Consider the following 20,723-nt stretch of genomic DNA (forward strand, 5'->3'; position numbering starts at 1 on the left):
AGAACCCCATGACCACAGCCCTGAACCGCGTCGCCATGATGGTCGTGACGCTGTTCGGCGTGACCGTGGTGGTGTTCGTGCTGCTGCGCGTGGCGCCGGGCGATCCCGTCGCCATGATGATCGGGCCCGGCGCGAGCGCGGCCGACATCCTGGCCCTGCGGGTGCGCTACGGGCTCGACGGATCGTTGCTCACGCAATTCATCATCTGGCTCAAGGCGCTGCTCGGCGGCGATTTCGGCACCTCGATCTCGTTCCACCGCAACGCCCTCGCGCTCATCGCCGAGCGGCTGCCGGCGACGCTGGAACTGGCCGTCGTGGCGTTGGGCGTGGCCCTTCTGCTCGGCTTCACGCTGGCTGTCGCCGGCACGCTGGCCCAGCGGCGCATTGGCGAGGTGGCCGTCGATAGCCTCACGGGGCTGATGCTGGCGGTGCCGGATTTCGTCTGGGCTTTGGCGCTGGTGCTGCTGTTCGGCGTGGCGCTGCCCTTGTTTCCGCTCTCGGGCCGCATCGATCCGAGCCTCGGCGGCACGTTCCGCACGCCGTTCTATCTCCTCGAAAGCCTCGTCACCGGGCAGGCCGCGGCAGCCCGCGATGTCGCGGCCCATCTCGTCATGCCGGTGCTGGCGCTGGCCCTTCCACTCTCGGCGATCGTGGCTCGCGTGCTGAAGGGCGCCCTGGCCGAGGCCATGGTGCAGGATTACGTGCTGCTCGCCCGCGTCAAAGGCATGTCGGAATGGCGGCTCGTCACCCGCGAGGCCCTGCGCAACGCCGTCGGCCCCACACTGGCGCTGACCGGCGTGCAATTCACCTTCCTGCTCGGCGGCACCGTGATCGTCGAGCGCATCTTCGCCTATCCGGGCCTCGGCAATATGGCGATCGAGGCGGTGATCAACCGCGATCTGCCGCTGGTGCAGGGCATCGTGCTGGTTTTCGGCGCGCTCTTCATCGTCACGAACCTCCTGGTCGATCTCGCCATCGCGGCGTTGAACCCGCGCCTGCGCCATGGCTGACGCGAACCTCGCCGTGCCCAGGCCCGTGGGCCGCCCCGCCGCTCATCCGGGCCCCCGGCGCTGGCCCGCGCTCCTGCGCGACCCGAAGCTGATGTTCGGCGGTGGCTTCATCCTGTTTCTCGTACTGCTCGCGATCTTCGCGCCCGTCGTCGCCCCGCATGACCCGCTCGAACAGGACTTGATGGCCGCGACCCTGCCGCCCTGGGGCTTTGCGGAGGCCGACCCGGCCCACCTGCTCGGCACCGACGACCTTGGCCGGGACGTGCTGTCGCGCCTGATCTTCGGCACCCGCGTCGCACTCACGGTCGCGGCTGTCGCGGCCTTGGTGGCCGCGACGGCGGGGACGCTGCTCGGCCTTCTGGCCGGCTATTTCGGCGGGTGGGTCGATGCGGCCGTGTCGCGCCTCGTCGAGATCTGGATGGCCTTTCCGGCCGTACTCCTCTCGATCCTCATCGTGGCGGTGCTTGGCTCGGGCCTGACCTCCGTCATCGTCGCCATCGCGGTCATCGACTGGACCCGGTTCGCCCGCGTCATCCGGGCCGACACGATGGCGCAAGCGCAGGCCGATTATGTCACCGCCGCCCGCACCCTCGGCTTCGGCCGCTGGACGATTTTGTTTCGTGAGATCCTTCCAAACGTCATGCCCGGACTGATCGCTCTGCTGGCGCTCGAAATGGGCATCGCCGTGGTGGTCGAGGCGATCCTGTCCTTCGTGGGCCTGTCGGTCTCCTCCGACACGCCGACCTGGGGCGGCATGATCGCCTCGGGGCGGCAGATCATCTATCAGGCCTGGTGGGTCTTCGCGGCGCCGCTCGCCGCCGTCTTCCTCACGGTGCTGGCCTTCAACCAAGTGGGCGACGGCCTGCGCCGCCTGCTCGATCCGGTGTTGCGGCGATGAGTGCCGCGCTGCTCAGCATCGAACATCTCTCCGCCATCTCGGAGCGCGAGGGCGGCGCATCGATCCTGCGCGATGTCTCACTCAGTGTCGCGCCCGGCGAGGTGCACGGCCTCGTCGGCGAAAGCGGCGCCGGCAAATCGACCGTCGCCCGCGCGATCCTGGGCATGCTGCCCCGCGCCGTTCGCGTGACCTCGGGCGCCATCATCCTGTCCGGCACTGAACTGCTGACGCTGGAGCCGAAGCGACGCCGTTCGCTGCTCGGCGCCCATGTGGCGCTCATCCCGCAGGACCCGCTGAGCGCGCTGAACCCAAGCCGCCGCATCGAGGCGCAGCTCACCGATGGCCTGCGGATGTGGAAAGGCTGCTCGGCCGCCGAGGCCCGCCGGCGCGCCCTCGCCCTGCTCGACGAGGTGCAGATGCGCGAGCCCGAGCGCGTGATGCGGCTCTACCCGCACGAACTCTCGGGCGGCATGCGGCAGCGCGTGCTCATCGCCGCCGCCTTCGCGCTCGAACCCCGGCTCGTCATCGCCGACGAACCCACGACCGCCCTCGACGTGACAGTGCAAAAACAGATCCTGCGCCTGATCCGCGACATGCAGCTCCGGCACGACACCGGCGCGCTCTTCGTGACACACGATCTCGGCGTCGTGGCCCAGATCTGCGACCGCGTCACGCTGCTCTTCGGCGGCCGCATCATGGAGCAGGGGCCGACCGCCGACCTGCTGCTTCGCCCCCAGCATCCCTACACGCGCGCGCTGGTTGCCGCCTCGCCGCGCTACGACCGACCGGAGGACGGGCTCGCGCCCGTGCCGGAGGCCGTCATGGCCCGCTGCCGGCAGGAGATTGCCGCCTTCGACCGGGGGCTCCATGGCTGAGATCCTGCTCGAAGCCGCGAATCTCGATGTCGGCTATGCCACGGGTTGGGCCAAACCCGCGACCGTGGTGGTGAAAAATGTGTCACTGTCGATCGGGCGCGGCGAGGTGGTCGGCATCGTCGGTGAATCGGGCTCGGGCAAGACGACGCTCGGCCGCGCCTTGCTCGGGCTCGTTCGGCCTTTGGCCGGCACCATCCGGTTCGCCGGCACCGACATCACGCGTCTCGACGAGGCGGCGATGCGCCCTCTGCGCCGACGCATGCAGATGGTCTTCCAGGACCCCATGGCGTCGCTGAACCCGCGCCACATGATCGCGCGCATTCTGACGGCTCCGCTGCGATTGCACGGCCTCGCCCGAACCCAGCGCGAGGCCCTGGCGCTGGCAAGCCAGACCCTCGACCAAGTCGGGTTGCCGCTGGCGGCGCTGCAACGCTATCCTCATGAACTGTCGGGTGGCCAGCGGCAACGCGTCGGCATTGCCCGCGCCGTGATGCTGAAGCCCGATTTCGTGCTGGCCGACGAGATCGTCTCCGGCCTCGACGTCTCGACCCAGGCCCAGGTGCTGCGCCTGATCGGCGACCTGAGCCGCGACATGGGTCTCGCCATGGCGTTCATCAGCCACGACCTGTCCGTCATCCGCGCCGTCTGCGACCGCGTGCTCGTCATGCGCCAGGGCGAGATCACTGAGGAAGGCGCGTGCGAAACCGTCTTCGCCGCCCCGCGCTCGCCCTATACCCGCAGCCTCATCGACGCGATCCCGCTGCCGGTGCCCGATCCGCACTGGCTCGCGCGCCTGCCCGAGGCGGTTCCCTAGCCCCCGAAGCCGGGCGGCGCGCGGGCGCCCGGCGTTGCCAGTACAGCCCCGCCCGGAGAAACGATCATGCGGATGACTATAGGCATCGCGGTGGTGGCGATGACGATGGCCGGCTTGTCCGCGGCCCGCGCCGACGAACTTCCCGGCCTGCGCGGCCATGACCATACCGGCATCACGGTGCCGGACATGGATCAGGCCGTCAGCTTCTTCACGGATGTGCTCGGCTGCAAGGCCGCGATGACGTTCGGGCCGTTTTCAGGCATGGGCGAGGTGTTGAACATCAATTCGCAAGCCGTGGTCGAGAAGATCACCATGGTGCGTTGCGGCGCGGGCTCGAATATCGAGCTCTTCAAATATTCCTCACCTGACCAGAAGGACATGACGCCGAAGAACAGCGACATCGGCGGGATGCACATCGCGCTTTACGTCGACGACGTGCAAAAGGCGAAAGACTATCTCGACCGCAAGGGCGTCAAGACCTTCAAGGGCCCGATCCCGGTCGGCCAAGGCCCTGCCGCCGGTGAAACCATTCTCTATTTCGTAGCCCCCTGGGGCCTGCAGTTCGAGGCGATCAGCTATCCCAAGGGGCTCGGCTACGAGAAAGGCGCGAGCACGGTTTTGTGGAAGCCGACCGAGCCGGGAAAATAAGCCGGCCGCTTAGCCCTTGCCGGGTCTGCATGGCTTGCGGCTGCCATTACAAGCACCGCATTGATCAGGCTTGTGTATTTACAAGATATAGGGACAGAAGTTCCTTGCACGAACTTCGAGTTGAAGCCCGCAATAGGCGTGCCTTGCCTAAGCATTTTGTCAGTGAGCAAGTCCTAATGTCGAGGCGCGACGAAATATCCACCTCTCGTCAATATCTGTGCCGCATAGTTCTCGCATATCGCCCGATGGACCGCGCAGCAGGTAGAGACCTTGATCGAACCGATAGGCCTGGAATGCGATATCGGCGAGAACGAGTCTGCACGATTGGAAGCCTTGGCAAGCTTTCAGATGAGCGGAACCGCGTCTGAGCCCCGGTTCGACAAGATCGTTCAACTGGCCGTCAGGCTGTTCGGGACTTCGATGGCGGCCGTGGCGCTCATCGATCAGGACCGGCAATGGCTGAAGGCGCAGGCGGGTTTCGCCATCACGGAAACCCCGCGCGCGGTTTCGTTCTGCACCCACACGATCAGATCCGACGATGTCTTGACCGTTCTCGACACACGATCGGACACCAGGTTCGCGCAAAACCCTCTCGTGACCGGGCCACCCTTCATTCGATTCTATGCCGGAGCGCCGCTCGTCACCTCGGACGGACATCGACTCGGCGCGCTCTGCGTTGCGGACACCGCCCCGCGCCTGCACTTCTCGGCCCACAAGAGACAAATCCTCACCGATCTGGCCGCGCTTGTCGTGGAACAGATGTATCTTCGTCGGGGCGAACTCGTCCGCGTGGCCGTGACGGGCTTCGCCGACGCGACCGAGCTGGCGCTGCTTTCCGTCGACGCGACGGGAAAAATCGAGTTTGCCAATCAAGCGGCGACGGAACTGTTCGGCTACGCGCGACATGAGATGATCGGGCGGTCCGTCGACATCATCATCCCTGACCGGATGCAGGGCGCGCACCGCGTCGGCATGGCACGAGTCCTGGCTGGTGAGCCGTCGAAACTTACCGGAAAGACCATCGAACTCTCGGCTCGAAAGAGAGATGGGTCCGAATTTCCGATCGAGATGTCCTTGTCGGTTTGGCACAACGAGCGCGGCGTCGGCATGGGGGCCGTGATCCGCGACATCTCGGAGCGCCGCGAACGCGACGGCCGCCTGCTCCGGATCGCCAATCACGATAGTCTCACCGGCCTGAGCAACCGTGGGCGCCTCGAACAACTGATTGCCGCGACTTTTCTTGCAGGCGATGCCGCCGCTGTCCTGCTTCTGGATCTCGACGGATTCAAGGACGTCAATGACAGTGTCGGTCATGCTGTCGGGGATTCACTGCTCCAGGCCGTGTCGGTTCGTTTACCGACGGTCCTGCCGCCGCGTGCCACGCTGGCCCGCTTTGGCGGCGACGAATTCGCGGTGCTGCTGTCGGGTGTCGGAGACCCTTTGCAGGCGCAGGCCTGCGGCACCGCGATCCTGACGGCCCTGGAGACACCCTTCGAACTCGCCGGTCATAGGTTCCAGGTGGGCGGCAGCGTGGGTTTTGCGGTGGGTCCGGCGCATGGTGAAGATCCGGAAGAACTCATTGCAAGTGCGGATTTCGCACTCTACCGCGCCAAGCAGGCGGGTGGTCGCACGCTCCGGATGTTCGAACCGGAAATGCGTCATGCTGCGGCAGCCCGCCGCGCCACGCAGGATGATCTTCTTCGCGCGTTGCAGAAGAAAGAGCTGGTTCTCCATTATCAGCCCCAGATCTCCTTGGACGACGGCCGGTTGATCGGGGTCGAGGCTCTCATCCGGTGGCAGCATCCCGAGCGTGGTCTCCTTCTTCCCGGCGCATTCCTGGCCGCGATCGAAACCAGTTCATTGGCCCTGCGGGTCGGGGCTTGGGTTCTGGACGAGGCCTGCAGGCAAATGGCTGCGTGGCGCGCTGCGGGCCTTTCGAACATCCGTGTCGGCATCAACCTGTTCTCCGGGCAGTTCCGCTCAGGATCCCTCGGCCGCCAGGTTCTGGATGCCATCGACCGCCACGACATCGATCCGGAGATGCTTGAACTCGAAGTCACCGAAACGATCGTCCTCCAGAACGACGACCATCTGTTGGCCGATATTCGAGGCTTGTGGGAGCGTGGCGTCCGGATTGCCTTCGACGACTTCGGCACAGGCTATGCGTCGCTCAGCACGCTCAAGCGCTTTCCGGTCACGACGTTGAAGATCGACCGTAGCTTCGTGAAGGATCTGCTGACCGATAGCTCAGACGCGGCGATCACCCGCGCCATGATCACGCTCGGCAGGGAATTGAACTTGGACACGGTCGCCGAGGGGATCGAGACCCGAGAGCAGGAGACAGCGCTTCGCGCTCTCGGATGCAAGATCGGTCAGGGCTATCTTTATGGGAAAGCCATGCCGGCGCATTTGATTGCGGCCTTGGTGGGGGATCCGACACAAGTGCCCACGACCACGGCTTTAGCGTCTTAAATCACGCCTGCGGGCTTTGAACGTCGAACAGAGGCCCGCCTATGCGCCGCTCACCCGCGATTTGCGAGCAAAAGCAACCCGGATCAGCGGGCCGATCCAAAGAGAGCCAACGCTGGCGGCCGCGGAACCGCGCTTGCCGCACCCCGGCGAGCAAGGACACGGAACGGACAGCGGCATTGCCAAAGTTGTTGAGGTTCGAGACCTCCTCAGACATGCTCGCTGAACAGCTTGAGCGGCGATCTCACGTTCCACAATGCTCTAGTTTGCGTCAGGTAGGCGAGTAGTCGTGGCCCTTCTCTGGGCAGAAGGGGGGGAAGAATATGAGCATCGTTCCTGCACCTGTGAATGAAGCGGCACGGATCACATCGCTGCTGGCTCACGCCATCCTGGATACCGGGCCGGATACCTACCTCGACAGCTTGACGCGGATCGCCGCCCGCCGGCTCAAAGCACCGATTGTTTTGATCAATGTGGTCGGCGAGGACAGGCAATGGGCCAAGGCGGCCTTCGGCTTGCCGAGGGGCTACGAACTGCCGCGAGATCTCAGCTTTTGCGCCTATGCGATCCTGACACCGTCTCAACCGACCATTATCGCGGATACTCTCACTGACGCGCGCGTCGCCACAAATCCGTTGGTTACCGGCAAGCCAGGGTTTCGATTTTATGCCGGCGCCCCGATCACGGACGGCGAGGGTAGGGCGCTTGGCGCTTTATGCGTGCTGGATACACGGCCGCGTGATTTTAACCAGCCGGAATCACGTTTGCTTCTAGAGATCGCAGAAAGCGTCTCCGCAAGGCTGGAATTATACCGCACCATGGCGGCTCTCAATGAGAGCCAGCAGCGTTTCAAAGATGTCGTCGAACTGAATACGCAAATCCCATGGACGGCATCGGCAACAGGCGAATCCGAAGAGGCCGCCGGCCATTGGCTCTCTCTCGTGGGTCTGCCGGACGAAGAATCAACGAGCCGTGGCTGGGTTCGCATGGTGCACCCGGAGGATCTGCCGAAGGCATCGGCCGCATGGGCTGCCTCGGTCCGTGACGGTCACCACCTCGATCTCGACTATCGCGTGCGTCTCGCGGATGGCGGCTATCGCTGGTTTCGGGTGCGGGCGGCGCCACAACGCGACGCCATGGGCGTGATCCTTCGTTGGTATGGGACCGTCGAGGATATCCATGACCGAAAGGTGGCAGAGATCGCGCACGGGGAAACCGAGGTTAGGCTCCGTCTTGCACTCGACATTGGCAGGCTACGCACCTGGGAACTTGACCTTGCCTCCCGTCGACTGACGGCATCCGACGTCAGTGTTCTGAATTTCGGCCTGCAGCTCGGGGCAGAGGTTTCGAGCCATGATGCAGCGCTTTCACGAATGCACCCGGACGATGAAAAGCGCTATGGCCGGGAGGTGCGGAGTGCTTGGACTTCGGGCCAGGAACTCGACATCGAATATCGCAGCATCTGGCCTGATGGCACGGTTCATTGGATCAGGATCATAGGCCATCCCACGCGTGATGGGGAAGGCAAGGCCGTCCGTCTGATTGGCCTGTCACTCGATATTACCGCGCAGCGGACCGCTGAGGATGAGCGTCAACAGGCGGAGGCGAGGACGGCCTATATCGCCAATCACGATCCGCTCACCGGCTTGGCAAATCGTCGCCGCTTTCATAGGGCACTGGCTGAAGCGCTGAGCGCAGCAAGTTCCGAGTCCAAAGTTGCACTCCTTTGTATCGACTTACTTGACTTCAAGACAATCACCGATGCCATGGGTGCTGAGACGGGCGACAATATACTCCAGCACGCCGCGGAACGCCTCAAAGCGAGCGTGGGAACGGAAGACCTCGTGGCTCGGTACAGCTCTGACGAGTTTGCTGTGCTTCTCAGGTCAGTGTCCTTGTCCGTTGAAGTCGATAAGCTGGCGCTTCGGTTACTGCAATCGCTTGAGGAACCGATCAGCCTGGCAGACCAGATTTTAGTGCTGGGCGGCAGTATCGGCATTTCCGTAGCTCCGGATGATGCGACCAATTCCCTTGAACTGCTTAGAAATGCCAACGCTGCTCTTGTCCGCACCAAGGCAAGCGGCCGTGGCGGGTATCAGTTTTTCGATCCCGCCGCGGACGTTCGGCTTCAGGCCCTTGCGGATCTGAAATTGAGTCTGCGCGATGCCTTGGCCCGAGATGAGTTCCATCTGGTCTATCAACCCGTGATCGACGCCGTGCAGGGGACCGTCAGTAGCTTCGAGGCGTTGATTCGGTGGCAACATCCCGAGCGCGGCCTGGTATCGCCCGCTGACTTTATCCCTCTCGCCGAAGAGACCGGATGGATCATCGCGATCGGCGGTTGGGTGCTGCGCGAGGCTTGCAAGCAGGCGGCCACATGGCCAGAGGGCATCAGTGTTGCGGTCAACTTCTCCGCTGTGCAATTCGAGGGCCGGAACATGGAGGCCGAGATCGGCTCCGCTCTGAAGGATTCCGGCTTAGCCCCCGGCCGTCTCGTCATCGAACTGACAGAAACCATACTGCTTCAGGATGACGATGCCAAAAACAAGGCGTTACGCGCTTTGCGAGGACTCGGCGTGCGCATTGCCATGGACGATTTTGGGACCGGCTACTCCTCCTTGGGCTACCTCCGGCGCTTCCCGTTCGACACGATCAAGATCGATCAATCGCTGGTTCGCGGTCTTCCGGACGGTGCTGGCGGAGACGCGATAGTCTATGCCGTCATCAGCTTGGCGCACAGTTTGGGGATCTCGGTCACGGCCGAAGGCGTGGAAACTCCCGCACAGTTTGAACTGTTGCGCCAGCAAGGGGCAAGCCATGTGCAAGGCTATCTCTTCAGCCGGCCTGTTCAGGCGTCGGAGATCCCCTCTCTTTTGACCAGGCGCTTTGCGGAAAGCGGTGATTCACAGACATAGGCGGGGCATCGCGGTCCTGATTGCATAAGGTTGCACGTGTGGTTTTGGATAGATCGTGGGGCTGCTTCTTTGGCGAGCTAAGCGATGGCCTCCCCGCACCTGTCCCGATAACCTTCCAGCCCAGCCCGGATGTCGTCCGGAATCGGGCGGGACGTAAACGCCTCCAGCATCGTCGTCACCGTGACCAGCCGGCCCCGCACCACCTCGACCCCGTCCTTGAACACGGGCAAGACCAACGTATAGGACGAGCCGCCAATCCGCTCGACCAGGACCGCGACGTCCAGCACCTCGCCCATGCGGCTCGGCTTCAGGAACTCGCAGGAGGCTTGAGCGTAGCCGAGGCCGATCTTTCGCTCCGAGATCAAAAGATAATAGTCGAGACCGAGCGCCGCGCCGAAGAACTGCTCGACCGCTTCGTTCAGGATGTCGAAATAGCGCGGCGTGAAGACGATTCCGGCGGGGTCGCAATGGCGAAAGCGGATCGGCACCGCAGTCGACCAGACCGCAGTCGGCAGTTTGGTCCGGGTCAGAGGCTCAATCCGCTTGCGCTCGGCGGTCGTCATGCGTGGCTCCTGTCATCGATGCGGCGCCACGGAGCACATCGCCCCTCACTGACGCAAGCCGGTTGACGAAGCCGGTGAGGCGGCGGATATATTTTGAACCTAAAGTAATGGATGGTTCGTGACTGAACTTCGTGCATGCGTGACCGGCGGCAGCCGAGGGATCGGGCGGGCCATTGCGGCGGCGCTCACGGCCGCCGGTCACCACGTCACCATTCTGGGACGCACACAGGCGACGCTCGATGCGGCGGTCGCCGAAGGTGCAGCCCATGCCGCGCGGACGGTCGACGTCGCCGAACCCGATCGCCTGGCCGAGGTTGTGGCCGCGGGCCGTTTCGACATCCTGGTCAACAATGCGGGTGGGGCCGAGACGGCTCCCTTCGCCAAGACCGGCCGCGCCGACTTCCAGCGCCTGTTCGATCTCAATGTGTTGAGCGCCGTTGAGGCGAGCCGGGCGGCGCTGCCGTACATGAGCGCACGCGGTTTCGGCCGCATCGTCAACGTCGCCTCGACGGCGGGGCTCAAGGGCTACGGCTATATCTCGGCCTATGTCACGTCCAAGCATGCCGTGGTGGGCCTGACCAAGGCCCTGGCGATCGAATTGGCCAGGACCGGCATCACGGTCAACGCCCTCTGCCCCGGCTATACCGACACCGATATGGTGGCCACCGGGGTCGACACGATCATGCGCCGCACGCAGAGAAGCGCCGGGGAGGCCCGGGCGCATTTCGAAGCCTCGAACCCGATGGGGCGCCTGATGCAGCCCGATGAGGTGGCCCAGGCCGCCGTCTGGCTGGTGCATCCGCTCTCCGGCGGAGTCACTGGCCAATGCGTGGTCGTCGCCGGGGGCGAACTATGACTGAGTTGCCGGATGGCTCGGTCTGGATCGATGCCGAGACCAAGATCGCGGACGCGCCCGCCGATCACCGCGACGACCTGCGGCTCTGGCTGCGGCTGCTGACCTGCACGAACCTCATCGAAACGGAAATCCGCCGCAAGCTGCAGAGCCACTTCGATTTCACGCTGCCGCGGTTCGATCTTCTGGCGCAGCTCGACCGGGCCGAGGACGGGCTCGTGTTGGGCGAAGTGTCGAAGCGCCTGATGGTCTCGGCCGGCAATGTCACGGCCATCGTGGATCGCCTGATCGGCAACGGCCACATCACCCGGAGCCCGGCGCCGCATGACCGCCGCGTGCAGATCATCCGCATGACGCCCGAGGGGCGGCGCGCCTTCCGGGCCATGGCGGGACAGCATGGCGACTGGATCGGCGACATGTTCGACGATCTCGGCCCGGGCGACATCGAAATGCTCATGGGCCTGCTGGCCAACCTCAAGGGCTCGGTGCGCCGCAGCCTCTCGAACGGAGGCGCTTCGTGACGCCCATGCGCGCCATCGCGCCGCCGCTTGCCGCCTATCGGGCCGAGCATGTGCTCCTGGAGGTCGTCGAGGGCGTGGCCTCGATCACCCTGAACCGGCCGGAGCGCAAGAATCCGCTGACCTTCGAGTCCTATGCCGAACTCGTCGGTATTTTCCGGGCCGTGAAATCGGACGAGAGCGTCAAGACCTTCGTGCTGTCCGGCGCGGGCGGCAATTTCTCCTCCGGTGGCGATGTGCTCGACATCATCGGCCCGCTGGTCGCGATGAAGACCACGGACCTCCTGCGCTTCACCGAGATGACCGGCGACCTCGTGAAAGCCATGCGGGCCTGCCCACAGCCCATCATCGCGGCGGTCGCGGGCATCTGCGCCGGAGCGGGCGCCATCATGGCCATGGCATCCGACCTGCGGCTCGGGACGCTGGACGCCAAGGTCGCGTTCCTGTTCAACCGCGTCGGACTCGCGGGCTGCGACATGGGGGCCTGCGCGATCCTGCCCCGCCTGATCGGGCAGGGCAGGGCGAGCGAGTTGCTCTACACCGGCCGCTCTCTCTCAGGGGCGGAGGGCGAGCGCTGGGGCTTCTTTAACCGCCTCGTCGAGCCGGCGGAATTGCTGCCCGCTGCCCAAGATCTCGCCCGACGCATGGCCGAAGGCCCGAGTTTTGCGACCGGCCTCACCAAGCGCATGCTCCATATGGAATGGGCCATGGGTGTCGACGACGCCATCGAGGCGGAAGCCGTGGCGCAGGCCCTCTGCATGAAGACGGAGGATTTCGGGCGCGCCTACCGGGCCTTCGCGGCCAAGGAAAAACCCGCGTTCCAGGGCGATTGACCGATGCCGGACCTGAGTTTCCTCGCCTGGCCGTTCTTCGCCTCCGAGCATACGGACCTGCGGCAGCAGGTGGAGCGCTTCGCCGCGACTGAGGCGGACGGGCTCATCGACCATCACGATGTCGATGGCAGTTGCCGCCGCCTCGTGACGGCTTTCGGCAAGGCCGGCCTGATCCGCCATGCCGTCACGGCGCCCTTCGGCGGGGCGCGGGAGCGCCTGGACGTGCGGGCTCTTTGCCTCATCCGCGAGACGCTCGCCTACCAATCCGGCCTCGCCGATTTCGCTTTCGCGATGCAGGGGCTCGGCACCGGCCCGATCACGCTGTTCGGCACCACCGAACAGAAGCAGCGTTACCTGCCCCCCATCGCCGCCGGGACGGCCATCGCGGCTTTCGCGCTCTCCGAACCCGAGGCGGGATCGGATGTGGCGGCGATGGCCTGCGCGGCCGAGCCCGACGGGCCGGATCATGTCCGGCTCAACGGTGAAAAAACCTGGATCTCGAACGGCGGCATCGCGGATCGATATGTCGTCTTCTGCCGCACCGGCGAAGCACCGGGCGTCAAGGGCCTGTCGGCCTTCGTGGTCGAGGCCGATGCGCCGGGCTTCGCGGTCGCGGAGCGGCTCGACACGATCGCGCCGCACCCGCTCGCGCGGCTGCGCTTTACCGACTGCCGCGTCCCGGTCTCGCAACGGATCGGCGCACCCGGCGAAGGGTTCAAGATCGCCATGGCGACCCTCGACGTCTTCCGCTCGACGGTCGGCGCCGCCGCCCTCGGCCTCGCCCGCCGTGCACTCGACGAAACGCTCGGGCGCGTCACGACGCGGCGCCTGTTCGGCGCCACCATGGCCGAGATGCCGGCCGTGCAGGGCCATCTCGCCGATATGGCGCTCGACGTCGACAGCGCCGCCTTGATGATCTACCGCGCCGCTTGGATGAAAGACCAAGGCGCCGCCCGGATCAGCCGCGAGGCCTCGATGGCGAAGCTGCTCGGCACCGAGGCGGCCAGCCGGGTGATCGACACGGCCGTCCAGCTTCATGGCGGCGACGGCGTCCGCAAAGGCTCCAAGGTCGAGGAATTATACCGCGAGGTGCGGGCGCTGCGTATTTACGAGGGCGCGACCGACGTGCAAAAACTCATCATCGCCCGTCAGACCCTCGCGGATCATGGGGCGCGCACGGCGGCGGCAGCTCGATGAGCGACGATCCGGTCCGGCTCGACCTCCGGGGCGACATCGCCGTGGTGACGATCGACAATCCGCCCGTCAATGCGCTGGGCCAGGCCGTGCGAGCTGGCCTGGTTCGGGCGGCCGAACGGATCGCCCAGGATGCCGCGATCCGCGGCGCGGTTCTCGTCTGCGCCGGCCGCACCTTCGTGGCGGGCGCGGACATCACCGAATTCGGCAAGCCGCCCGCGCCGCCCTCCTTGCGCGACAGCAACGCGGCGCTCGAAAGCCTCGACAAGCCGGTCGTGGCCGTCCTGCACGGCACGGCGCTCGGCGGCGGTCTCGAACTGGCGTTGAGCTGCCATTATCGCGTCATCGATTCCGCCGGGGTGGTCGGGCTCCCGGAAGTGACGCTCGGCATCATCCCGGGCGCGGGCGGCACACAGCGCCTGCCGCGCCTGATCGGCGTCGCGCCCGCGCTCGACATAATCACCTCCGGCCGGCGCGTGACCGGCGAGGAGGCTTTGCGGCTCGGCATCGCGGATGCGATCGCACAGGGCGACCGACTGGCCTTTGCGCTCGCCTTCCTGCGCGCGCGGTTCGATCATCCTCTGCCGCGCGTCTCGAAGCGGCCGTTCCCGGTAACCGACCCGGAGGCGATCCTCGCTCTCCGGGCGGCCGTCACGAAGAAATCTCCCGGCCAAGTCGCGCCGGCGCGCGCGATCGACGTGATCGCGGCCAGCGCGGGCCGCGACTTCGCCGAGGGTCAGGCACTGGAACAGGAGGCCTTCGAAGCACTGCGGGCCTCGCCACAATCCAAGGCGCTGCGCCACATCTTCTTCGCCGAGCGGGCGATCGCCAAAGTGCCCGGCCTCGGCACGGCGCGCGCGCTGGCGCGGATCGGCCTCGTCGGCGGCGGCCTCATGGGGGCCGGCATCGGGACGGCCTGCCTGCTGGCCGGCCTCTCGGTGTGCCTCGTCGAGCGTGACGCAACGGCGCTCGCGGCGGGACGCGACCGGATCGACGGCCTGCTCGACGAGGCCGTCAAGCGTGGCAAGCTTTCGGCCGAGGATCGCGCGGCGATGGCCGCCACGCGGCTCACCACGGCCGTGGTGATGGCGGCCCTCGGCGACGCCGACCTCATCATCGAGGCGGTGTTCGAATCCTTGCCGGTCAAGCAGGAGGTGTTTCGCGCGCTCGACCGAGTCGCTAGGCCCGGCGCGGTGCTGGCCACCAACACCTCCTATCTCGATGTCGCGGCCATCGCGGCCGTGACATCGCGGCCCGGCGACGTGATCGGCCTGCACTTCTTCTCGCCCGCCCATATCATGAAGCTCGTCGAGATCGTGGCACCGTCATCCGCCGACCCTGATGCGGTCGCGACCGGCTTCGCGCTCGTCAAGCGGCTCGGCAAGCTCGGTGTGTGGACCGCCAATGCCGAAGGGTTCATCGGCAACCGCATCCTGTCGGCCTACCGGCGCGCCGCCGATCAGATGGTCGAGGACGGCGCGACGCCCTGGGCGGTCGATGCCGCCTTCCGCGACTTCGGGTTCACCATGGGGGTCTTCGCCATGCAGGACATGGCCGGGCTCGACATCGGCTGGGCCACCCGCCAACGCCTCGCGCCCACCCGCGACCCGGCCGAACGCTATGTCGCGATCTCGGACCGCCTCTGCGAGCGCGGCTGGTTCGGGCGGAAAACCGGGCGGGGTTATTATATCTACAAAGGTGCTGGCGCGACGCCGAACCCCGAGGTGGACGCCATCATCGCGGCCGAGCGGCAGGCGAAGGGTATCAAGGCGCGTGCCTTCACCAGTGCCGAGATCCAGAACCGCGTCCTGCTCGCCATGATCAACGAGGGCGCGTGGATTCTGGAGGACGGCGTGGCGCTGCGGGCCGGCGATATCGATGTGGTAATGGTCAACGGCTATGGTTTTCCCCGCTGGCGCGGCGGGCCGATGCATGCCGCAGAGGCGCGGGGCTTGGCCCAGGTGAAGGCCGAGCTGGAGACTCTGCGCCATGAGGACACGCTCTGGCGTGCTGCGCCGTTGCAACGGTTGTCGAACGGAAAAGATGTCGAAGCCTGATCGGGAAGCCCCTGAAGGGCGGATCCAACGCCGGCAGTAGAGTCTTGTCGCCCCGCAACATGACGTGGACTTGCATCGAGCGGGGAACGCGCCGAGCCCCCCGCTCGCGATTGGACTGTTTGCGTGCAGTTTTAAGGGGTTTGCTCCGTCCTAAACCGCAGCGATTTGGAGCGAGACTAAGGCGTCGACGCGTACGGGTTGGTGAATCTATCGAGGTCAATCGTGAGTGGTGCTGACGCGCAGCGCTGAGACCGTTGTTCTAGACAGGTCACCAAGGACAGGCTTACCATCGGTTCAACGTCGGTGGTCGCATTGGCCGTATGTGGGATCGCGGTGTTCGCTCACATGCCACATTCGTGATTGAACGTGTGGAGCTGATGCAGAATGAGCGAAGAGTCAGAGTCGCGTCGCCTCGATGGCATTGCAGCCCAATCGAAATATGCCTCTGGCGTGAACACGCCCGCCATTCACTATTCATTTTCCATTTTTGAGCGCTTTGCACGCGCAGGTTCCATTCTGGAAATGGGCCCGGCTGAGGGTGTAATGACCGATCGGCTTGCAAGTCTTGGACAACCTTTAACGCTGGTTGAGGGCGCTGCTGATTTCTGTAACGATCTTCGGGTCCGCTATCCGAATGTTACCGTTGTGCACTCTCTCTTCGAAACCTACAGTCCGCTCGAAAAATCATTCGACAATATACTTTTGGGAAATGTGCTCGAGCATGTCGAGCATCCTGTTGCTTTATTGAAACGAGCCAGCGCTTGGCTGAGTGACAAAGGCCGCATTTTTGCGTGCGTGCCGAATGCCCAGTCGCTGCATCGGCAAGCCGGGGTCCTTTTAGGTAAATTGGCCTTTGAAGAAGATTTGAACGAACTCGATCTCCACCACGGCCACCGCCGTATCTACAACCCTGCAACGTTCAGGCGCGATTTTAATCAGGCGTGTTTAAGGATTGAGACATCTGGCGGGTTCTGGCTGAAACCGCTCTCGAATGCTCAAATTGAAGCCCAGTGGCCGGAGGATCTTTTGCACAGCTTCTTTGTCATCGGGGAGCGGCATCCCGATATAGCTGCCTCGATCTATATCGTTGCTAGCCGACACCCATGATTGCCTTCTCGATAGCACTCTATCATGTATCGCGGTGAGATACCCATCCCTGCTAACGAGTCTCATGCGCTGGGACCCAAGACTTTCGTGATTTCACTAAGGCCTCACCCATGCATTGAGCCTTTGCGGACGGCTACTCGCCCCCCTCTCCCAACCCCTCCCGCACCTTCCCGTACGACGCCCCCCACGCATCCGTCATTTCGGCCCTGACATCCCAAAGCGCCGGATAGAACCGATGCTTCGCGCCCTGCTGCAACAAATCCACGGAACGGCCCTTGAGCGAGGCCGAGCCCATGCCGATCGAGCGGTGGATCAAGAAAATGTGGTGCCAGCGGAATTTCTGGAACAGCTCGTCGAATTCCATCATGGCTTCCGCCACCGCATAGGCATCGTCGTGCGTATAGCCCGTGTCGTAGACCTCCCGGACGCTGCGGCCGCGCAGGTAATGCGTCTCGAAGGTCGGCCAGAGCTGCTGCGGCATGTGCAGGAGGATGCGGAAGCCCGGTGATTCCTGCCCGCTGCCGTTGCCGAGCTTCAGGCGGATCTGCTGATAGTCCTTGGGCGACATGGTCTCGAGCAGCCCGAGCTGCTCGGTCATCAGCGTGAGGAGGCGGTTGACGCGGCCGAACAGGGTCACGACCCGGTGCGTCTCGCGGGCCGTCATGTAATCGTCGATATCCAGGAAGGTCGCGACGACGAGCTTCATCCACAATTCCTCGACCTGATGCACGATCTGGAATTGCAGTTCGTCGGGGTTGGCGAGCTCGGCGAAGGGTTTTTGGCACCGCAGCAGCGCCTCGGTGTTCAGATAGGTCTCGTAGTCCAGCGTCGCGGGAGCCTCAAGCAGGCGGTAGAATTTGGCTCGGTCCATGGCTGTCTCCCTGGCCTTCGAAGAAGTCGGCTACGTTCGCGGCCCCTCGCGCTAAAGGCCTTCGCGCGGCAGCACGGCCGTCGCCTCGATTTCCAGCTTGGCGGCCTTCTCCACGAGACGCATCACCTGCACGGCCGCCATGGCCGGGAAATTGCGCCCGAAGACGGCCCGATAGGCTGCGCCCAATTCGCGCGGGGAGGCCAGATAATCGTCCATGTCGGTCACATACCAGGTGAGCCGGACGAGGTGTTCCGGGCCCGCACCCGCCTCGGCCAGGATGGCCGCGATATTGGCAAAGGTCTGCCGGGCCTGCGCGACGAAATCGTCCGGGAACACGCCTGCGGCGTCCCAGCCCACGACCCCGCCCGTGACCACGATGCGCCCCTCGGCCAGGACGCCATTGGCATAGCCCTTGGGGCGCGGCCATCCGGCCGGCTGCAGCACGCGGTGCGGCGTGGCCGACGTCTCGGAGTGCGATCTCTGCTCCATCCCCTTCTCAGCCATACCAACGGGTCCCCTCGCGCCTCGACCAACTCGGGCGATGCCGGCGCGCGCAGCCCACCGGGGCTCTTGCCGGAAATCATTTTAGATCTAAAGTAATCTGCATGCCAATAGCACGGCCGTCCCGATGGCCCTGCGCCCGTCGACGAACCAGACCCATGAGGCGGAACGGATGAAGATCACTGTCGTGGGCGGCGGTCCGGGTGGGCTCTATTTCGCGTTGCTCACCAAAAAGGCGCGGCCTGATTGGGCGGTCGAGATCTACGAGCAGAACGCGGCCGACGATACTTTTGGGTTCGGTGTCGTGTTCTCCGACGAGACGCTCGACGAGTTCCTGTCGCGCGATCCCGACTCCTACGAGCGCATCCGCGACCGCTTCGCCTATTGGGACGATGTGGCCATCCACTACAAGGGCGAGGAGATCCGCTGCGGCGGCAACGGCTTCTGCGGCACCTCGCGCATGTATCTCCTGCAGGCCCTGCAGGGGCGCTGCCGGGACGTGGGCGTGGAGCTCCATTTCGGCGCGCGTATCGATCCGGCCACGCTGCAGACCCGGTTCGCCGGCTCAGACATCATCGTGGCGGCCGACGGCATCAATTCGCCGATCCGCGAATACTATCGAGAGGCGTTCAAGCCGACGCTCTCCATCAAGTCCAACCGCTTCTGCTGGATGGGTTCGACGCGGCCGATGGGCGAATTCAACTATTTCTTCCGCGAGACCCCGCATGGGGTGATCTGCGCCCATACTTACCAGTACGAGGCGAATCGCTCGACCTGGGTGTTCGAAATGGACGAGGCCTGCTGGCAGGGCCACGGGTTCTCGGAACAGGACGAGGAAGGGTCGCGGCACAAACTCGCGGCCCTTTTCACGCGGGAGCTCGACGGCCATCCCCTGCTGCTCAACCGCTCGTTCTGGCGCCGCTTCCCGCGTATTTTCTGCGAGAACTGGTCGCACGACAACATCGTGATGCTCGGCGACGCCAAGGCCTCGGCGCATTATTCGATCGGCTCCGGCACCAAGCTCGCCATGGAATGCGGCATCGCGCTCTCCGATGCGGTGCTGGCCCATGCCGAACAAAGCGTGGAGGCCGCTTTCGCGGCCTATGATGCGGCGCGGCGCGTGCCCTGCCAGGTGGTGCAGCACAATGCCGACGTGTCGCTCGCCTGGTTCGAGCATATGAGCCGCTCCTTCGACATGGAGCCGATGCAATTCGCCATGACGGTGATGTGCCGGGCGAAATCCGTCACCTACGACAATCTTGCGTTACGCGACCCGGATTTCGTCGCGCGGGCCGACACGGAATTCTACGACCGCCTCTACCGCGAGACCGGCGACGATTACCGCAAGAGCCGCCCAACCCCGATGTTCACCCGATTCCGGCTGCGCGGCCTGGAACTGGCCAACCGCGTCGTCATGGCCCCGATGGCGCAATACCGCGCCGACCAGGGCGGCAACCTCACCGACTGGCATCTCGTGCATTATGCCTCGCACGCGCTCGGCGGGGTCGGGCTGATCTTCGCCGAGATGACCTGCCCGACGACAAACGCGCGCATCACGCCCGGCTGCCCGGGCCTCTGGACCGACGCCCAGGAGGCCCAATGGGCCCGGATCGTCGATTTCATCCACGCCAATTCCCGCGCCAAGGTCGCCATGCAGCTCGGCCATGCCGGCCGCAAGGGCTCGACCCAGGTCGGCTGGGCCAAGCCGGATACTCCACTTGAGGAGGCCAACTGGCCGCTCGTCTCCGCCTCGGCGGTCGCCTGGCACGAGGCCGTGAGCCAGGTCCCGCGTGAACTCGATGATGCTGGCATGGAGGCCGTGGTGGCCGATTTTGTCCAGGCCACCCGCCGCGCCGACCGGGCCGGCTTCGACCTCCTCGAACTCCATTGCGCGCACGGCTACCTGCTCGCCTCCTTCCTGTCGCCGCTGACCAACCGGCGCACGGACGACTACGGCGGCGCGATCGAGAACCGGCTGCGGTTTCCCCTGCGGGTCTTCGCGGCCATGCGGGCGGTGTGGCCGGCGGCCAAACCCATGTCGGTCCGCATCTCGGCGTCCGACTGGGCGGAGGGCGGCATCAGCGAACAGGATGTCTTCGCCATCTCGCAGGCTTTCGGCGAGGCCGGCTGCGACCTGATCGATGTCTCGGCCGGCCAGACCGTGCCGCACCAGAGCCCGGTCTATGGCCGCATGTTCCAGGTGCAATTCGCCGAAGCCATCCGCAACGTCCCCAAAATGGCCACCATGACGGTCGGGGCCATCACCGAACCCGCACAGATCAACACCATCTTGCACACCCGCCGCGCCGACCTCGTGGCCCTCGGCCGCACCCACCTCTGGAACCCCTATTTCACCCACCAGGCCGAAGCCTGGTACGGCGCCCGCAACCAGCCCTGGCCGGAGCCTTATTGGCCGGGCCGCAACCAGGCGCATAGCGAGACCGCGAAGGTGCGGGAGAAGCAGGTGGCGTTGCAGAAGAAGGCAAAGCCGGCGCGGCATGAGAGGGGGGTGGGGATGTAGGGTGGGTTTGGAAATGAAGGGCGATGAGAGGTTGTCTTCGATCCTTCTCGGGCTCAGAGACTTGTCATCGGCCTTG

General features: G+C 64.9%; 17 protein-coding genes. 14 read left to right on the forward strand and 3 right to left on the reverse strand.

The window, feature by feature from the left end; all coding sequences use genetic code 11:
• The first annotated feature begins 8 nt into the window (after window positions 1-8).
• From M8523_RS18435 to M8523_RS18465, 7 genes are all read left to right on the forward strand, one after another.
• Entirely contained in the window at window positions 9-1,010 is a 1,002-nt protein-coding gene (locus M8523_RS18435; RefSeq protein WP_282586361.1) for an ABC transporter permease, read from the forward strand.
• Window positions 1,003-1,908, forward strand: coding sequence for an ABC transporter permease (locus tag M8523_RS18440; RefSeq protein WP_282586362.1), 906 nt, complete (start codon window positions 1,003-1,005; stop codon window positions 1,906-1,908). Before M8523_RS18435 ends, M8523_RS18440 begins: the two co-directional genes overlap by 8 nt.
• Window positions 1,905-2,783 (forward strand): ABC transporter ATP-binding protein, encoded by an 879-nt coding sequence (locus tag M8523_RS18445; RefSeq protein WP_282586363.1) that lies wholly within the window; start codon window positions 1,905-1,907, stop codon window positions 2,781-2,783. The genes M8523_RS18440 and M8523_RS18445 overlap by 4 nt, the downstream gene beginning before the upstream one ends.
• The gene (locus M8523_RS18450) at window positions 2,776-3,597 is read left to right on the forward strand and encodes an ATP-binding cassette domain-containing protein (protein WP_282586364.1); all 822 of its coding nucleotides are present in this window, start codon (window positions 2,776-2,778) and stop codon (window positions 3,595-3,597) included. The genes M8523_RS18445 and M8523_RS18450 overlap by 8 nt, the downstream gene beginning before the upstream one ends.
• A gap of 66 nt (window positions 3,598-3,663) precedes the next feature.
• Window positions 3,664-4,245: a VOC family protein gene (locus tag M8523_RS18455; RefSeq protein ID WP_282586365.1), complete on the forward strand. Its 582-nt coding sequence runs from the start codon at window positions 3,664-3,666 to the stop codon at window positions 4,243-4,245.
• Between the two features lie 270 nt (window positions 4,246-4,515).
• Window positions 4,516-6,717, forward strand: a complete 2,202-nt coding sequence (locus M8523_RS18460) for a putative bifunctional diguanylate cyclase/phosphodiesterase (protein WP_345894266.1) — start codon at window positions 4,516-4,518, stop codon at window positions 6,715-6,717.
• Window positions 6,718-7,037: 320 nt separating this feature from the next.
• Window positions 7,038-9,629: a sensor domain-containing phosphodiesterase gene (locus M8523_RS18465; RefSeq protein ID WP_282586366.1), complete on the forward strand. Its 2,592-nt coding sequence runs from the start codon at window positions 7,038-7,040 to the stop codon at window positions 9,627-9,629.
• Window positions 9,630-9,706: 77 nt separating this feature from the next.
• Here the strand turns inward: M8523_RS18465 and M8523_RS18470 are convergent, their stop codons facing one another.
• Window positions 9,707-10,192: an acyl-CoA thioesterase gene (locus M8523_RS18470; protein ID WP_282586367.1), complete on the reverse strand. Its 486-nt coding sequence runs from the start codon at window positions 10,190-10,192 to the stop codon at window positions 9,707-9,709.
• 118 nt (window positions 10,193-10,310) lie between these two features.
• Between M8523_RS18470 and M8523_RS18475 the strand changes: the two genes are divergently transcribed.
• From M8523_RS18475 to M8523_RS18500, 6 genes are all read left to right on the forward strand, one after another.
• Window positions 10,311-11,048, forward strand: coding sequence for an SDR family NAD(P)-dependent oxidoreductase (locus M8523_RS18475; RefSeq protein WP_282586368.1), 738 nt, complete (start codon window positions 10,311-10,313; stop codon window positions 11,046-11,048).
• Complete coding sequence (locus tag M8523_RS18480) at window positions 11,045-11,566, forward strand: MarR family winged helix-turn-helix transcriptional regulator (protein WP_282586369.1); 522 nt, start codon at window positions 11,045-11,047, stop codon at window positions 11,564-11,566. Before M8523_RS18475 ends, M8523_RS18480 begins: the two co-directional genes overlap by 4 nt.
• Before the next feature lie 5 nt (window positions 11,567-11,571).
• Window positions 11,572-12,396 (forward strand): enoyl-CoA hydratase family protein, encoded by an 825-nt coding sequence (locus tag M8523_RS18485; RefSeq protein ID WP_282586397.1) that lies wholly within the window; start codon window positions 11,572-11,574, stop codon window positions 12,394-12,396.
• A gap of 3 nt (window positions 12,397-12,399) precedes the next feature.
• Window positions 12,400-13,593 carry an acyl-CoA dehydrogenase family protein gene (locus M8523_RS18490; RefSeq protein WP_282586370.1) on the forward strand — a complete coding sequence of 398 codons (1,194 nt, stop codon included), beginning with the start codon at window positions 12,400-12,402 and terminating at the stop codon, window positions 13,591-13,593.
• Window positions 13,590-15,647 carry a 3-hydroxyacyl-CoA dehydrogenase NAD-binding domain-containing protein gene (locus M8523_RS18495; protein ID WP_282586371.1) on the forward strand — a complete coding sequence of 686 codons (2,058 nt, stop codon included), beginning with the start codon at window positions 13,590-13,592 and terminating at the stop codon, window positions 15,645-15,647. The genes M8523_RS18490 and M8523_RS18495 overlap by 4 nt, the downstream gene beginning before the upstream one ends.
• 384 nt (window positions 15,648-16,031) lie before the next feature.
• Window positions 16,032-16,754, forward strand: a complete 723-nt coding sequence (locus tag M8523_RS18500) for a class I SAM-dependent methyltransferase (RefSeq protein ID WP_282586372.1) — start codon at window positions 16,032-16,034, stop codon at window positions 16,752-16,754.
• A gap of 133 nt (window positions 16,755-16,887) precedes the next feature.
• On the opposite strand, the gene M8523_RS18505 is transcribed toward M8523_RS18500, so the two are convergent.
• Window positions 16,888-17,625: a tryptophan 2,3-dioxygenase family protein gene (locus M8523_RS18505; protein WP_282586373.1), complete on the reverse strand. Its 738-nt coding sequence runs from the start codon at window positions 17,623-17,625 to the stop codon at window positions 16,888-16,890.
• Between the two features lie 51 nt (window positions 17,626-17,676).
• The gene (locus M8523_RS18510; protein ID WP_282586374.1) at window positions 17,677-18,114 is read right to left on the reverse strand and encodes a RidA family protein; all 438 of its coding nucleotides are present in this window, start codon (window positions 18,112-18,114) and stop codon (window positions 17,677-17,679) included.
• Window positions 18,115-18,298: 184 nt separating this feature from the next.
• On the opposite strand from M8523_RS18510, the gene M8523_RS18515 reads away from it, so the two are divergent.
• Window positions 18,299-20,647, forward strand: a complete 2,349-nt coding sequence (locus tag M8523_RS18515) for an oxidoreductase (protein WP_428350852.1) — start codon at window positions 18,299-18,301, stop codon at window positions 20,645-20,647.
• Window positions 20,648-20,723 lie beyond the last annotated feature (76 nt).

It is taken from the genome of Lichenifustis flavocetrariae (assembly GCF_026130545.1).
GTDB classification, from domain to species: domain Bacteria; phylum Pseudomonadota; class Alphaproteobacteria; order Rhizobiales; family Beijerinckiaceae; genus Lichenihabitans; species Lichenihabitans flavocetrariae.

Excerpts from the sequence above, each read along its gene's own strand:
- M8523_RS18480 (WP_282586369.1), top strand. The coding sequence starts at position 11,045 with ATGACTGAGTTGCCGGATGGCTCGGTCTGGATCGATGCCGAGACCAAG.
- M8523_RS18485 (WP_282586397.1), top strand. The coding sequence starts at position 11,572 with ATGCGCGCCATCGCGCCGCCGCTTGCCGCCTATCGGGCCGAGCATGTG.
- M8523_RS18455 (WP_282586365.1), top strand. The coding sequence starts at position 3,664 with ATGCGGATGACTATAGGCATCGCGGTGGTGGCGATGACGATGGCCGGC.
- M8523_RS18435 (WP_282586361.1), top strand. The coding sequence starts at position 9 with ATGACCACAGCCCTGAACCGCGTCGCCATGATGGTCGTGACGCTGTTC.
- M8523_RS18510 (WP_282586374.1), bottom strand. The coding sequence starts at position 18,114 with ATGGAGCAGAGATCGCACTCCGAGACGTCGGCCACGCCGCACCGCGTG.
- M8523_RS18465 (WP_282586366.1), top strand. The coding sequence starts at position 7,038 with ATGAGCATCGTTCCTGCACCTGTGAATGAAGCGGCACGGATCACATCG.
- M8523_RS18440 (WP_282586362.1), top strand. The coding sequence starts at position 1,003 with ATGGCTGACGCGAACCTCGCCGTGCCCAGGCCCGTGGGCCGCCCCGCC.
- M8523_RS18450 (WP_282586364.1), top strand. The coding sequence starts at position 2,776 with ATGGCTGAGATCCTGCTCGAAGCCGCGAATCTCGATGTCGGCTATGCC.
- M8523_RS18470 (WP_282586367.1), bottom strand. The coding sequence starts at position 10,192 with ATGACGACCGCCGAGCGCAAGCGGATTGAGCCTCTGACCCGGACCAAA.
- M8523_RS18505 (WP_282586373.1), bottom strand. The coding sequence starts at position 17,625 with ATGGACCGAGCCAAATTCTACCGCCTGCTTGAGGCTCCCGCGACGCTG.
- M8523_RS18495 (WP_282586371.1), top strand. The coding sequence starts at position 13,590 with ATGAGCGACGATCCGGTCCGGCTCGACCTCCGGGGCGACATCGCCGTG.
- M8523_RS18490 (WP_282586370.1), top strand. The coding sequence starts at position 12,400 with ATGCCGGACCTGAGTTTCCTCGCCTGGCCGTTCTTCGCCTCCGAGCAT.
- M8523_RS18445 (WP_282586363.1), top strand. The coding sequence starts at position 1,905 with ATGAGTGCCGCGCTGCTCAGCATCGAACATCTCTCCGCCATCTCGGAG.
- M8523_RS18500 (WP_282586372.1), top strand. The coding sequence starts at position 16,032 with ATGAGCGAAGAGTCAGAGTCGCGTCGCCTCGATGGCATTGCAGCCCAA.
- M8523_RS18515 (WP_428350852.1), top strand. The coding sequence starts at position 18,299 with ATGAAGATCACTGTCGTGGGCGGCGGTCCGGGTGGGCTCTATTTCGCG.